Annotated in this window: 14 protein-coding genes; 6 read left to right on the top strand and 8 right to left on the bottom strand. The window is 72.2% G+C overall.

Going from position 1 to position 13802, the window contains the following annotated elements:
* Window positions 1–41: 41 nt before the first annotated feature.
* Window positions 42–809 carry an MHYT domain-containing protein gene (locus ACIBK6_RS10905; protein ID WP_399050727.1) on the bottom strand — a complete coding sequence of 256 codons (768 nt, stop codon included), beginning with the start codon at window positions 807–809 and terminating at the stop codon, window positions 42–44.
* Window positions 810–979: 170 nt separating this feature from the next.
* Between ACIBK6_RS10905 and ACIBK6_RS10900 the strand changes: the two genes are divergently transcribed.
* Window positions 980–1579 (top strand): class I SAM-dependent methyltransferase, encoded by a 600-nt coding sequence (locus ACIBK6_RS10900; protein WP_399050726.1) that lies wholly within the window; start codon window positions 980–982, stop codon window positions 1577–1579.
* 61 nt (window positions 1580–1640) lie between these two features.
* Here ACIBK6_RS10900 and ACIBK6_RS10895 read toward each other — a convergent pair whose 3' ends face one another.
* Window positions 1641–2399, bottom strand: coding sequence for an alpha/beta fold hydrolase (locus ACIBK6_RS10895; protein WP_399050724.1), 759 nt, complete (start codon window positions 2397–2399; stop codon window positions 1641–1643).
* 103 nt (window positions 2400–2502) lie between these two features.
* Here ACIBK6_RS10895 and ACIBK6_RS10890 point away from each other — a divergent pair, with 103 nt between their 5' ends.
* On the top strand, window positions 2503–3024 hold the full coding sequence (locus ACIBK6_RS10890; RefSeq protein WP_399050723.1) for a PadR family transcriptional regulator: 522 nt from the start codon (window positions 2503–2505) through the stop codon (window positions 3022–3024).
* A gap of 6 nt (window positions 3025–3030) precedes the next feature.
* On the opposite strand, the gene ACIBK6_RS10885 is transcribed toward ACIBK6_RS10890, so the two are convergent.
* Window positions 3031–3933, bottom strand: a complete 903-nt coding sequence (locus tag ACIBK6_RS10885) for an oxygenase MpaB family protein (RefSeq protein ID WP_399050721.1) — start codon at window positions 3931–3933, stop codon at window positions 3031–3033.
* A gap of 107 nt (window positions 3934–4040) precedes the next feature.
* Here ACIBK6_RS10885 and ACIBK6_RS10880 point away from each other — a divergent pair, with 107 nt between their 5' ends.
* Window positions 4041–4307, top strand: coding sequence for a hypothetical protein (locus ACIBK6_RS10880; RefSeq protein WP_399050720.1), 267 nt, complete (start codon window positions 4041–4043; stop codon window positions 4305–4307).
* A gap of 90 nt (window positions 4308–4397) precedes the next feature.
* The gene (locus ACIBK6_RS10875; protein ID WP_399050719.1) at window positions 4398–5429 is read left to right on the top strand and encodes a hypothetical protein; all 1032 of its coding nucleotides are present in this window, start codon (window positions 4398–4400) and stop codon (window positions 5427–5429) included.
* Window positions 5430–5492: 63 nt separating this feature from the next.
* Here ACIBK6_RS10875 and ACIBK6_RS10870 read toward each other — a convergent pair whose 3' ends face one another.
* From ACIBK6_RS10870 to ACIBK6_RS10855, 4 genes are all read right to left on the bottom strand, one after another.
* Window positions 5493–6413: an undecaprenyl-diphosphate phosphatase gene (locus ACIBK6_RS10870; protein WP_399050718.1), complete on the bottom strand. Its 921-nt coding sequence runs from the start codon at window positions 6411–6413 to the stop codon at window positions 5493–5495.
* Between the two features lie 413 nt (window positions 6414–6826).
* Complete coding sequence (locus tag ACIBK6_RS10865; RefSeq protein WP_399050717.1) at window positions 6827–7378, bottom strand: MOSC domain-containing protein; 552 nt, start codon at window positions 7376–7378, stop codon at window positions 6827–6829.
* Between the two features lie 97 nt (window positions 7379–7475).
* Entirely contained in the window at window positions 7476–7658 is a 183-nt protein-coding gene (locus ACIBK6_RS10860; RefSeq protein ID WP_399050716.1) for a hypothetical protein, read from the bottom strand.
* 88 nt (window positions 7659–7746) lie between these two features.
* On the bottom strand, window positions 7747–8808 hold the full coding sequence (locus tag ACIBK6_RS10855; RefSeq protein WP_399050715.1) for a fatty acid desaturase family protein: 1062 nt from the start codon (window positions 8806–8808) through the stop codon (window positions 7747–7749).
* Window positions 8809–9063: 255 nt separating this feature from the next.
* Here ACIBK6_RS10855 and ACIBK6_RS10850 point away from each other — a divergent pair, with 255 nt between their 5' ends.
* Both ACIBK6_RS10850 and ACIBK6_RS10845 read left to right on the top strand, forming a co-directional pair.
* A complete protein-coding gene (locus ACIBK6_RS10850) occupies window positions 9064–11916 on the top strand; it encodes an SNF2-related protein (RefSeq protein ID WP_399050714.1) in 2853 nt (950 codons plus the stop codon).
* On the top strand, window positions 11913–13184 hold the full coding sequence (locus tag ACIBK6_RS10845; RefSeq protein ID WP_399050713.1) for an SWF or SNF family helicase: 1272 nt from the start codon (window positions 11913–11915) through the stop codon (window positions 13182–13184). The genes ACIBK6_RS10850 and ACIBK6_RS10845 overlap by 4 nt, the downstream gene beginning before the upstream one ends.
* Before the next feature lie 10 nt (window positions 13185–13194).
* Here ACIBK6_RS10845 and ACIBK6_RS10840 read toward each other — a convergent pair whose 3' ends face one another.
* Window positions 13195–13656 (bottom strand): hypothetical protein, encoded by a 462-nt coding sequence (locus ACIBK6_RS10840; protein WP_399050712.1) that lies wholly within the window; start codon window positions 13654–13656, stop codon window positions 13195–13197.
* Between the last annotated feature and the right edge of the window lie 146 nt (window positions 13657–13802).

Genomic DNA, 13802 nt, shown 5'->3' with positions numbered 1-13802 from the left:
GCTTACGGGTCGGGGCCGGGTGCGGCGCGGCGGAAGGCGGTTCAGGGGGCCGGGGCGAGTTGTTCGGCGGAGGCGTAGTCGGCGCGTTCGCGCGCGGTCGGGGAGAGCGCGACGAAGGCTGCGGTGATGAAGAGGTACGACCCGAGGCCGACGGCGAGGGGGAAGATGAACTGCATCGCCGTCGCCCCGGGAAGTGCGGCACCGCTCGGGGTGACGTCCACGCTCACCGCGAACATCGCGGTGTAGTGCATGCTGCTGACGGCCGCACCCATCACCAGGGAGGCGACGGCCACGGCGCCGGGCGACTGGATGTTGAGCCCGGCCCACAGCGCGGCGGTCGCCGCGACGGCGGCGATGAGGACGGAGAGCGCGACGAGCACGGGGTCGTAGTGGACCTGTCCGTGCAGCCGCAGGGCCGCCATGCCGAGGTAGTGCATGCCGGCGACACCGAGTCCGGTGGCGAGGCCGCCGAGCAGGAGGGAGCGGGTGCGGTCCTTGCCGTAGCCGACGGCGAAGACTCCGGCTCCGACGACGACCATGGCGACGAGCAGACTGAGGATGGTCAGGAGCGCGTTGTAGCGGATGCCGGTGCCGGTCACGGCGAAGCCGAGCATCGCGACGAAGTGCATGGTCCAGATGCCGCTGCCGATGGCCGATGCCGCCGTGATCAGCCAGTTGCGCCGGGAACGGCCGGTCGCCCCCAGGGCGCGGACGGTGCAGCGCAGCCCGAGGGCGGCGCCTATGCAGGCCATCGCGTACGACAGCACGGGTGTCAGCCAGCCGAAGGCGGCGTGGTCCAAGTGTCCCATGGCCCAGGGACGCTAGTCCCGGAGGGGGCGCACAGCGGGGGCGCATTTCGAAAGCTGCCTGAATATGACGAAGAGATGTTCCTGAACGATCGTGCCTTGTTCGAACATGCGCACCGTGGTTGGTTTTCAGCCAAGCGGCATCGGCTGTCCCCGTGAGGGATCATGGGGACATGGCCGTAGACCACACACACGTTCAGGAATTCTTCGCCGCCCGCGCGGCCGACTGGGACCGCAAGTTCCCGGACGACGGTCCGGCGTACGCCGCGGCCGTCGCGGAACTCGGCCTCGCGCAGGGCGATGCCGTCCTCGACGCGGGCTGCGGCACGGGCCGCGCGCTGCCGCCGCTGCGTGCGGCGGTGGGCGCCAAGGGCACCGTCCTCGGCGCGGACCTCACCCCCGAGATGCTCACCGAGGCAGTACGCAACGGGCGCGACCGGGACGCCGTGCTGCTGCGCGCCGACGTGGCCCGGCTGCCGTTGCGCACCGGCTCGCTGGACGTGGTGTTCGGCGCCGGTCTGATCTCGCATCTCCCCGAACCGGCCGAGAATCTGCGGGAGTTGGCCCGGGTGACGCGCCCGGGCGGCCGCCTCGCCCTGTTCCATCCCATCGGCCGGGCCGCGCTCGCCGCCCGCCAGGGCCGCCGGATCACCGACGACGACCTGCGCGCGGAGCCCCGGCTGCGCCCGCTGCTCGCCTCGGCGGGCTGGCGACTCACGTCGTACACGGATGAGGCCGAGCGGTACCTGGCGGTGGCGGTACGCGAGGGCTGAAGGGCGGGCCGCCTCAAGCCTGCCGGGCCCGCCCCACGCGAAGACCGACCGGCAGGCCGCCTCAGCTGCGCCCGCTCACCTCGCGTACGAACGCCGCCGGATTGTCGAACATGATGTTGTGACCGGCGTCCGGAACCGTCACCACCCGGACGCCGGAGCCGATGAGTTCGGCGCGGCCCGGGAGCTCGTCCTCGCGCCCGCCCACCAGGTACGTGCGCTCGACCGGCAGCTTCATCAGGAGCTCGCGCATCGTCGGCTCCGTACCGCGTACGAGGCCGATGGCGGTGCGGTGCAGGCCGAGCGGGTCGGCGAGCCGCATGGTCGCCGCCCACAGCGGGCCGATCCGCGCGAGGACCTCCGCGAAGCCACCGCCGTGCACGAACTCGTCCTCCCGGTACGCGGCGATGCCGCTGCTGCCCGCCGTCGGCACCGGGTGGGGATCGAGGTTGGCCTCGGTCAGCAGGAGCCGGGCGACCAGATCGGGGCGGCGGTCGGCGAGCACGATGGCGACCGCGCCGCCCATGCTGTGCGCGACCAGCTCCGCCCCGGTGGCCCCGGCCGCGTCCAGGGCCGCTGCCAGGGCGCCCGCGTGATCCTCCAGTCGGTAGCCGAAGTCGGCGGGCCGGTCGCTGATGCCGTGGCCGGGCAGATCGACGAAGAGCTGGCGGCGGCCCGCGAGTTCCGGACGGGCGGCGATGTGCGCGTGGTAGACGGCCGACATGGAGCCCAGGCCGTGCACGTACACGAGCGCCGGCCCATCCCCTTCGGTCTCCGTCCACCGGATCCGGCTGCCCCGCCCGTCGAACTCCGCCTGCCGCATGACGCACTCCCCGCCTCTGGTCCGCTTCCTTTGCGGCCGACCATACATCGGCAACGCAGTACTACGCTACCGATGTACAGCGTGGATGCGGCAGAATGTGGGCATGCTTGAACTCGCCATCCTGGGATTCCTGTACGAAGCGCCGCTGCACGGCTACGAGCTGCGCAAGCGCATCACCGCGCTCACCGGCCATGTGCGCCCGGTCGGCGAGAGCACGCTCTATCCGGCCATCAAACGCCTGGAGAAGGCCGGGCTGCTCGCGCGCGAGACCCAGCCGGGGGTGGCGGCCGCCCCGCGCCACATGCTCACTCTGACCGCGGCGGGTCGCCAGGAGCTGCGGGAGCGGCTGGCCGAACCGGATCGCCTGGACATCACCGACGAGAACCGCTGGTTCACCCTGCTCGCGTTTCTGCGCCATCTGCCGGAACCGGCACGGCAGGCCGAGGTGCTGCGGCGCAGGCTCGCCTTCCTGGAGGAACCGGCGAGCTTCTTCTACGACGGTGAACGCCCCGTCGCCGCCGAGGAGTTGGACGATCCGTTCCGCCGCGGCATCCTCACCATCGCCCGGGCCACCAGCGCGGCGGAGCTCAAGTGGCTCCGCACGACGCTGCGTTCGCTTGAGTGAGGCCGGTCACTCGGACGCGTCGACCGGTCCGCGCAGATGCGGGACGGGACAGCCGCGCACACCGGGCACCGGGAACGTGCCGAGCTCGGGGACGCGGTAGCCGTCCGGGTAACCCTTGATCTCGGGGTTCTGGCGCGCGTAATGGGGCGCGGAGCGCGGCGGCAGCAGGCGTACGGTGCGGGCCCGCAGGCGCAGGGCGCCGCGGACCAGGGCCCGGGCGGCGGGGGCCGGCGGGTCGTAGCGGAACGCCCGCAGCAACGGGTCGTCGAGCAGCGCGAGGCTCGCGGTCCGCAGCAGCGGGGCCAACGGCCGCGGATACCAGGAGCCCATCAGGTCGATCGTCGCGTCGGACACCCGCCGCGCGCCCTCGTCGAAGCCGAAGTGCACGGCCTCGTACTCATCGAGGCAGCGCTCGAACTCCTCGTAGGATGCCGGGATTTCCTTGATGCCCATGTGCTTGCCGAGGGTCCGGTAGTACGCGGCCGAGGCACGCAGTTCGTGGTCGCTCAGACGCCGCCAGCCGTAGGAGTCGAGCCAGCGTTTGGGCATCACCACGAAGGTGCAGAGCACATAGCGCATGTCGTCGTCGCTGATGTCGTACGAGCGGTGCATCTGGTTGATGCGCCGTACCGCCGTGCGTCCGCTCACGCTGTCGAAGCCGTGCTCCACAATGGTGTCGAGCAGCAGGACCGTGTCGTCGTACCGCTTCTGCGGACGGTCCGTCAGTTCCGTGGTCTCGGCGAGGAGTCGGCCAATGCTCGGTACGGCGTAGGTGCGGTACAGCGCGAGTTCCAGAGCGCGTGTGTAGTCCCAGGGGAACTCCACGGTCGCCGTGATCCGGTAGATCGCGAGGAAGTCCCGCTCGGGATCGAGCCGTTGGATTTCCTTGAGCCGGTCGAAGCGATTCAACGCTGCCCCCTATCTGTCGACGGAACTCCAACCCTACGTTGGGAACGACCGCTTCAAAGATCGGCGTTGCCGCCGCGGCGGCTGGTCGTCCAGGGAAGGTGGTCCTGATGTTCGGGAGATTCCGCAAGCCGGCCCGCTCACAACCGGCCGACGATCGCCACCACAACATCTTCGAGGCGGCGGCCGCGTATGTGGCGGCCTGCGCGGAGGACGACCAGGACGCGCTCGAAGAGGCGGCGGGCTGGGTGTCGCCGGAGGCGCTGTCGTTCGGGGTGCGCGAACTGGCCTGCCGGGCGGTGATCGCGATGGCCCACGACCGCGGTGAGTCCCCGCGCGCGGTCGCCCACGAGCTGATGGGACTGCCGACCGCCTGACGGGCGCCGCAGGATCGGTTCCCGGCCCTCGACGTCCGCGATACCCACTGGTTAAGGTGCGCCGACGAGCGAACCGAAGGGGAGGATTCCGTGACCGGGACGGACGAGGCCGAAGCGGCCGCAAGCGCCGCAGATGAGGCGCTGTACGTGCTGACGGCGATGCTGCTGACGCCCGCGCAGTTCCCGAGCATGCTCGGCGACGACTACCCCGAGGCGTGCGCGGCGCTGGGACTTGGACCGTACGCCCAGGGCTACGGCCTCGTGCTCGGGCAGGACGGCGCGGGCGCCCGCTGGACGGTGGTCGTCGACGACGTGTCGCTCGTGGCGGTCGCGATCGCGTCCTGGGACTGCGGGATGGAGTACGACCTGTCGCCGGACGAGCGCTCGGTGGTGGCGGCGCTGCCCGGCTGGCCGCTGGAACTGGTCATCGCGGCACCGGGCGTCCCCGCCCCGCACGACCCCGCCCCCGACCCGCAGGGCCCGCCCCCGCTCGCACCCCCCGACACCAGCCAATGGGGCCCGGCCCAGCGCCGCCTCGGCGCGGACGAGATCGCCCTCCAATGGACGTCGTGGCGCGAGCAGTTGAGCGACGACGCGTTCTTGCCTGCGGACGGCTCGGGGGCGGAGGGGGCGACCGGTGACACCGGGGACACCGGTGAGGATGCGGACCCTGGTGAGGATGCGGATGCCGGGGAAGCCGGTGACACCGGGGAAGCCGGGGAAGCCGGGGAAGCCGGGCAAGATGAGGAGGCCAGTGACGCCGGGGAGACCGGTGAGGATGTGGGTTCCGACGCGGGCCCGGATGCCGGACGCCCCGAGGCCGTAAGTGCCGAGGAGACGGCGAAGACCCCTGGCGCCTCGCGGGTTCGGTGGGTGCTGGACGAGGCGCGCGGATACCTGGAGTCCGCTCCCCCGGTCGGCCGGGTCCGGTCCGCGTTCGCGCCGGGCGGCGCCCGTATGCTGCGGGCGGACGGCCCCGGGTGGTCCCTCGTCGCCAGGACCGACGACATCGCCTTCATCCTGCTCGACGACGACCCCGGCCAGGTGCACCCGGTGGGCCGCGGAGCCCAACTCCCCGCCCTCCTGGAAGCGCTGGACGCGATGGCCGTACGGCCGTCGTGAGTCCGGGCGGCGTTCACCCCGGGACCGGGAGCGATGCCGGTTGCGCCCCGAACTCGTAGCGACTCAGGCCAGCGTCAGCCAGGCCAGGCTGCCCAGGCCTGCGAGGGTGCAGTAGATGGCGAACGGGGTGAGGGTTCGGGTCTCGAAGTACTTGGTGAGGAAGCGGACCGCGACGTACCCGGCGACGAAGGAGGCCACGCTGCCGGCCAGCAGCTGGCCGCGGATCCCGTCGCCCGCGGGGCCGAGCAGGGACGGCACCTTCAGCAGGGCGGCGGCCGCGATCACGGGAGTGGCGAGCAGGAAGGCGAACCGGGCGGAGTCCTCGTGGGAGAGGCCGCGGAAGATGCCCGCGCTGATCGTGGAGCCGGAGCGGCTGATCCCGGGGCAGAGCGCGAGGATCTGGGCGGCGCCGATCCAGACGGCCTGGCGGTACGTGAGCTGCGTCAGGCGCCGGTCCGAGAGTTCGTCGGGGTCCAGGTGCTCGTCGCCGGGTGCCACCGAGGCGCCCGCGCGGCGGCGTCCCGTACCACCCCGGCGCAACTGCTCGGTGAAGTAGAGCACGATGCCGTTGAGGGCGAGGAAGACGGCGGTCGGGACCGGCTTTCCGAGGGTCGAGCGGAAGAGGTGGTCGAGCGCCAGACCGGCGATCCCGACCGGAATGGTGGCCACAATGAGCAGCCACGCGAGCTTCTGGTCGACCGTGACGATGCGGCGCTCGCGTATGGAGCTGACCAGACCGCGCACCACCCGGACCCAGTCCTTGCGGAAGTACACGACGAGCGCCAGCGCGGTGGCCAGGTGCAGTCCGATCAGGACGTTCAGGTACGGAGATCCGTCGGCCGACACGTCGAGGTCCCGCTTCCAGTGTCCGCCGAGCAACGCGGGCAGCAGGATGCTGTGACCGAGGCTGGACACGGGGAACAGCTCGGTGACGCCTTGGAGCAGGCCGACGCCTATTGCTTCCGGATAGGTCAGAACAGACATCGACGGCTTTCGGTGCGTGGAGGGTCCCTGACGTGGGAGCGCGCGCAAATGATGGGCGGCGTGGCGAAACTACTACACGCTGTGGAGGGCGAGTTCGGACATCGGGAGTGTTCAGCTCGCCGTCGCCTGACGTTCACGGACCCGGGGTCATACGGTGCCGATCGCGCCGCGTTCCGGACCATCCTGTCTACGATCGTTCCCGGTGCTCTTCGATGTGTTCTTCGATCAGGAGCGCGGCGAAGGGGAGGAACAGGCATGGCGGACAGGGGTGTTGAGGGACGCCTCCGCCGCGCGGGCGCCGAGTGACGGCGGACGTGATGGCCACGGATCCTGGCCGACGAACCGCGTCGACCCTTTCGGGCAGCCCGCGTCAGCGCGTCAACTCACCTGCGGCCACAGCCAGTTCGGCGCGCTTACACCTTCTCCAGCGGTCGGTGCGGCCCCTCGGGCAGTTCGACGGTGATCGTGTCGCCGGGACGGATCTCGCCACCCGAGCGGACCACGCTCATGACCCCGGCCTTGCGCACTATCGCGCCGTCCTCGTCGCGGCCGACGACCTGCTTGAGCAGCCCGTCCTGGAAGGCGTCGATCTGGAGGCACGGGTTGCGCAGGCCGGTGACTTCGACGACCGCCTCGGCTCCGATGTGCAGCAGGGCGCCGGTGGGCAGACCGAGGAGGTCGATGCCCGCCGTCGTCACGTTCTCGCCGAGCTGTCCGGCGGTGACCTCGAAGCCCTTCTCGGCGACCTCCCCGAACAGTTCCTCGTGGATCAGGTGGACCTGGCGCAGATTGGGCTGCGTCGGATCCTGGGCGACGCGTGAGCGGTGCTTGACCGTCACGCCCGCGTGCACGTCACCTTCCACCCCGAGCCCGGGCAGCAGCGTGATGCTGTCCCGGTTCGGCTTGGTGAACGTGTACTCGCCATTGCTGCTGACCGCCGCGACTCTTCCGCTCGTCCCGCTCATCGCGCCGAGCTCCCCTCTGCCGTCCCCATGATGGGCGTCCCGATGACGGGCGGCCCAATGATCGGCCCGAGCCTAACCCGGCAGGTCAGAGCCGCCGCTAGCGGCCGAGCTCCTTGCGGGATATGTGCCGCAGCCGGCGGCGCTGGCTCGGGTCCAGCATCAGGTAGGCCGCCACCGGGACCCCGATCAGCACCAGCAGGGAGAGCCAGAACCCGATCAACGGGATCAGAATGAGCCCCGCCACCACTCCGCCGGCGGCGATCATCGCGCGCTTCGACATGTCCGTCGCCTTCCTTCTCGCGGCGTTCGCCGCTCTTCTCAGGGAACGCACGGCGGCGCCCCCTGGTTCCACCTGCTTCCACTATGCGTCACTTCCGCAGCGGTGCGCCGACCTCGTGCATGTGCCCGAGGGCCTGGCGGTAGGAGTCGGTCAGCGAGGTCTCCGCGTACGGGATGCCCACGGCGGCGCAGTGGGCGCGGACCATCGGCTGGGCGAGCCGGAGGTGCGGGCGCGGCATGTTCGGGAAGAGGTGGTGCTCTATCTGGTAGTTCAGGCCGCCGAGGAGCCAGTCGGTGACCAGTCCGCCGCGTACGTTGCGCGAGGTGAGGACCTGGCGGCGCAGGTGCCCCCAGGCCGCGTCGCCGGGGTCGTTCGGGTCGGGCATCTCCATGCCCTTGTGGTTGGGGGCGAAGGTCATGCCGAGGTGCAGGCCGAACAGGGCGTGGTGCAGCAGTGCGAAGACCAGCGCCTTGCCCGGGGACATGACGGTCAGGAGCAGGGCCGTGTATCCGGCGAGGTGGGCGATCAGGAGGGGGGCCTCCACGGCCCGCTCGCGGGGCGGCTGCCGCCTGAGGTCCTGGAATCCGTAGATCTTCAGGGCGATGCCTTCCAGGAGCAGCATCGGGAAGAAGAGCCGGGCCTGGTTGCGGGTGAGCCAGCGGGCGAAGCCTTCGCGCCGTTCGGCCTGTTGCTGGGTCCACACCAGGGCGCCGACGCCGACGTCGGGGTCCTTGTCGATGTGGTTGGGGTTGGCGTGGTGGCGGTTGTGCTTGTCGTTCCACCAGGCGTAGCTCATGCCGAGGAGCAGGTCGCTGTGGAACAGGCCGATGAGCCGGCCCGCGCGCTTGCCGCGGGTGATCTGGGCGTGGCCTGCGTCGTGGCCGAAGAAGGCGGTGCGGGCCCAGAACACGGAGAGCGGCAGGGCGTACAGCAGCGTCCACCAGGTGTCGCCGGTGAGCGCCATCGCGGTGATCGTCGCGGCCAGTGCCAGCAGGTTGACGGCGATGCGGGTCGCGTACCAGCCGGTTCGCCGGTCGAGCAGGCCCTGCCCCTTCACCGCCTTGAGCAGGGGTGCGAACTCGCTGCCCGCCCGCGGTTCGGCAGGGGCGCCGAGGCCCGTGGCGGGCTGCGGCACGGTGGCCTGTGGCATGACGTCTCCGGTCGGTCGTCCCCCGCAGTTCCCTGCGCTGACCTCACTGAACGTACGGATCGGCGCCCTTTGACGGCCATGGCGCCACCACCCGTCCAGCGGCGGGGGCCTGCCCCGTAGCCGTGGGTGGTGCTGGCCCCACCCACCCGGCGACATGTGACGGGGGTCACCTCGCAGAGCTCCCGGCGGACCGCTCCTTCCTGTACCCTCGGCCGCTCCGGCAACGTAGTCAAATTTGAGGAATGCGTTATCGCTGTGCAGAGGCTCCCCGCTCCCACACCGCCCCAGCTCGCCGAACTCTCCCGTTGCCGCGTGGCCTTCCTGCCCGCGGATCCGTCCCGCACCGGCCGCGTCGCCTTCTGGCACCCCGACGGCGAAGGGCCGCCGGCCGCGCCCGGCACCGTCGAGAACCTGACCGTCGTCGGCGCGGACGTCACGCTCCAGGACGTACGCGCCCTCCTGCTGCCCGTCCGGGACGCGCTGCCCGTGCTCACCCGGGCCCGCGCCTTGGCGCAGGCCTCGCGTCCGGCCGCGTTCTGGGGCTCGGCCGCCCTGCTCGCGCTTCAACTCGCCGCGCGGGGGCTGCTGTTGCCCGGTCTCACGCCGGCCGACCACGACGCCTGGCGGGTCGGCCCGCTCGGCGCCGACGAGCTGGACAAGGTGCGCGAGCTGGCCGCCGCGATGCCTCCCGAGGCGCATGCCGTGCCGCTCGACACCCTGGCCGGACCGGTGCTGCTGCCCGAGCCCGAGCGGCTCCTGCGCGCCTTCCTGGACGCGGTCGCGGACGGGCTGCCGCGCACCCCCGCCGCGGCGCGGGCCACCGGGTCGCCGGCGTTCGCGGCCGAAGAGCCGCAGCGGCTGCCCGAGCAGCGGGCCTGGGCCGCCGAGGTGGCCGCCGGGCACGACGCGGGCGTACGGATCTCGCTGCGCATCGAGCTGCCGGGGCTCGCCTCAACCGGTCCGGACAGTGCCGGGCCGGTGTTCCGCGCGGTGCTCCAGCTGCACAGCGTCAGCGATCCCGCGCTGGTCGCGGATGCCGCCGAGGTGTGGGCCGGATCAGGTACTGCCGCCGGGTTCGGGCCGCGGGCCCGCATGGACGCCCTGCTCGCCCTGCGCCGGGCGGCCCGCGCCTGGACTCCGCTGACCCCGCTGCTCTCGGCCGCTGTACCGGATGCGATCGAGCTCGCCGACGAGGAGGCGGGCGAGCTGCTCGGTGCGGCCTCGCGCACACTGGCCACGATCGGCGTCCAGGTGCACTGGCCGAAGGAGCTCACGCGCAAACTGACGGCGCGCGCCGTGATCGGCCCGCAGGAGCAGGGGCCGGAGCGTATCGAGACGGACACGCCTTCGGTGCTGTCGGCCGATGCGCTGCTGGCGTTCGACTGGCGGTTCGCGCTGGGCGACACGGAGTTGACGCGGCAGGAGCTGGACCGGCTCGCCGAGGCGAGCCGTCCCGTGGTGCGGCTGCGCGACCAGTGGGTGCTCGTCGATCCGGCGGAGGCCCGGCGGGCCCGCGCGGCGCAGGACCGCAAGGTGACCCCGGTCGACGCGCTCGCGGCGGTCCTCACCGGCTCGACCGAGATCGAGGGGCGGCGCGTCGACGTCGAGGCGACCGGCTGGCTGGCCCGCCTGCGCGACCGGCTCGCCGACCCCGAGAGCGACCGCGAGCAGCCCGTCGCCCAGCCCGCGGCGCTCGCCGCCCAGCTGCGCGACTACCAGCTGCGCGGGCTCAACTGGCTTGCCGACATGACCTCGTTGGGCCTCGGCGGGTGTCTCGCCGACGACATGGGCCTCGGCAAGACCATCACACTCATCGCCCTGCATCTGCACCGCCAGAGCGACCCGGCGACGGCCGGTCCCACCCTCGTCGTCTGCCCCACCTCGCTCATGGGCAACTGGCAGCGCGAGATCGAGAAGTTCGCGCCCGGCACTCCCGTCCGCCGCTTCCACGCCGCGTCGCGCTCACTCGACTCCCTGGTGGACGGCGAGTTCGTGCTCACCACCTACGGCACGATGCGCCTGGACGCCGCCAAGCTGGCCGGGGCGCAGTGGGGCATGGTGGTCACCGACGAGGCCCAGCACGTCAAGAACCCGTACTCCGCGACAGCAAAGCAGCTGCGCACCATCGGGGCCCGGGCGCGGGTGGCGCTCAGCGGGACGCCCGTCGAGAACAACCTCTCCGAGCTGTGGGCGATCCTCGACTGGACCACGCCCGGACTGCTCGGCCGGCTCGGCACGTTCCGTACGCGCTACGCGACCGCCGCCGAGAGCGGCAGCGATCCGGCCGCCGCCGAGCGGCTCTCGCGTCTGGTCCGGCCCTTCCTGCTCCGCCGCCGCAAGTCCGATCCGGGCATCGCGCCCGAGCTGCCACCGAAGACCGAGACCGACCGGGCCGTCTTTCTCACCCAGGAGCAGACCGGTCTGTACGAGGCCGTGGTGCGCGAGACGCTCGCCGAGATCTCCGGAGCGGACGGCTTCCAGCGGCGCGGCCTGGTGGTGAAGCTGCTGACCGCGCTCAAGCAGATCTGCAACCATCCGGCGCAGTACCTGAAGGAGAACTCCCCCAGGATCAGCGGCCGTTCGGGGAAGCTGGAGCTGCTCGACGAGCTCCTGGACACCATCCTCGCCGAGGACGGCGCGGTGCTCGTCTTCACCCAGTACGTGCGGATGGCACGGCTCATCGAGGAGCATCTGGCGACGCGCGGGGTGCCCACGCAGTTCCTGCACGGCGGGACGCCGGTGGAGCGCCGCGAGGAGATGGTGCGGCGCTTCCAGGACGGTGAAGTGCCGGTGTTCCTCCTGTCGTTGAAGGCGGCGGGCACGGGCCTCAACCTGACCCGGGCCGGTCATGTCATCCACTACGACCGCTGGTGGAACCCGGCCGTCGAGGCGCAGGCCACCGACCGGGCGTACCGCATCGGCCAGACCCGGCCGGTACAGGTGCACCGGCTGATCGCGGAGGGCACCATCGAGGACCGGATCGCCGACATGCTGGACCGCAAGCGGGAGTTGGCGGACGCGGTGCTCGGCGCGGGCGAGTCCGCGCTGACCGAGCTGTCCGATGCGGAGCTGACGGATCTGGTGGCGTTGCGAGGGAGCGGGCGATGAGCGACACGTACGAGGACGAGCGCACCTTCGAGCCGCTGCCGCCCGCGGGGCGAGACTTCGCCGTCAGCTGGTGGGGCCGGGCGTGGCTGAAGGCCCTGGAGGACACCGCGCTCGACGGGCAGCAGCTCAAGAAGGGGCGCCGGTTCGCGCGGGAGGGCGCGGTCGGCGCGGTGACGGTGCGCCCCGGCCGGATCACCGCGGTGGTACGCGACCGGGACGGATCCCGGTACCGCAGTGATGTGCTCCTCCAGGAGCTGGACGCCACCGCATGGGACCGCTTCCTGGGGATGGCGGCGGAGCGGGCCGGGCACATCGCGGCGCTGCTCGATCGCGAGATGCCTCCGCACCTGGTGGAGGACGCGGCAACCGCCGGTGTCGAACTCCTCCCCGGCATCGGTGACTTGGAGCCCGAATGCACCTGCGAGGCCTGGGACCACTGTCCGCACACGGCGGCGCTCTGCTATCAGGTGGCCCGCCTGCTGGACCAGGATCCGTTCGTCCTGCTGCTGATGCGCGGGCGCACCGAGCCGGCGCTGCTCGACTCCTTGCAGGAGCGCAGCACGGCCCCCTTCGCGGGCGGGCCCGCGACGGTGGAGGGCGTGCCGGCCGGGGAGGCGTTCGCGGCCAGGGACATCGTGCCGCCGCTGCCCGCGCCGCCGCCGCTGCCGCCCGAGCCGGGCGGGCCCGCGCGGCTGGACACCGAGACCGCGCCGGAGCCGGGCATCGACCCCTCGGCGCTGGAGTTCCTGGCGGCGGACGCCGCGGCACGGGCGCACCGCATGCTGACGGACGCCCTCGCCCCGAAGCATGAACTCACGTACATGGACAGCGTATTGACGGTAGATCAGGACACCGTGCGGCTCGCGGCCCACTGTCACGATCAGCGGATTTCCGCGCGTCTCGCCGCCGCGTCGGGGCGGCGCCCCGCCGATCTGACGGCGGCCGTACGCGCCTGGCGGCTCGGCGGGGTCGCGTCGCTCTCCGCGCTGGAGGAGGAGTGGACTCCGGAGGCGGAGGACTTGGCCCGCGCCGCCGGGAGCCTCGACCGCGCCTGGCCCGAGGGCGACCGCCCGGCGCTGCGGGCGGCGGGCGGCAACCGGTGGACCGTGACCGGCCGGGACGCCCAGCTGCGGCTCGGCCGCGACGGCCGGTGGTGGCCCTATCGCAAGGAGCGCGGCCGGTGGACCCCGGCGGGCCCGGCGGACCGGGACCCGGCGGCGGCACTGGAGTCGATGTTCGCCGCGCCCGAGGACGACCGCACCGACTGAGTCGGCCCGTTCACCGAGCCACCGCGCCGTTCGCCGAGGGCGCGGCACCGTCCCCCAGCAGCCCGGACGGCAACCCGCTGGGGAGTTCGGTCGGGAAGCCGCTCGGCACATCGGTGGGCAGAGAGGGGAGTTCGGACGGGAGGGAGGTGGGCAGGGCGGTGGGAAAGCCGCTCGGCAGGCTCAGGGACGGGGCCGGGCTCGCGGTGCCGCTTCGGGCCGGGCCGACGTGCCTCTTGCCGCCGCCACCGCTTCCACGGATGGCCACGAAGACGATGGCCGCGATCACCGCGACCGCCACCACGATCGCGACGGCGATCTGCCGTCCTCTGCGGCGGCCTCCGCCCGGCGGCTCGGGCGGCGGACCCGGGGACGGCGACTGCCAGCTCGGCGGCCCGAACCCGCCTCCTGACGGCGGTCCGAAACCGCCGGGCGGCGGACCGGGCGGTCTGGGTGGTACGGGCGGCGTGGCCATACCCTCCAGAATCAGTGGGAAGCGGGCATCTGGCGAGCCCTGTAAGGAAGTTACGTCAAACGACGCACAGGACGGCTACGTCGCGTCCGCCCGGCAATGCGGCCCGGGCGGGCCCGGCGTCCTCTTCCGCCTCGCGCACCCCGGAC

It is taken from the genome of Streptomyces sp. NPDC050485, assembly GCF_044458185.1.
Classification (GTDB): Bacteria; Actinomycetota; Actinomycetes; order Streptomycetales; family Streptomycetaceae; genus Streptomyces.
The sequence above is the reverse complement of the archived record's forward strand: the minus strand, read 5'-3'. Positions and strand labels throughout refer to the sequence as shown.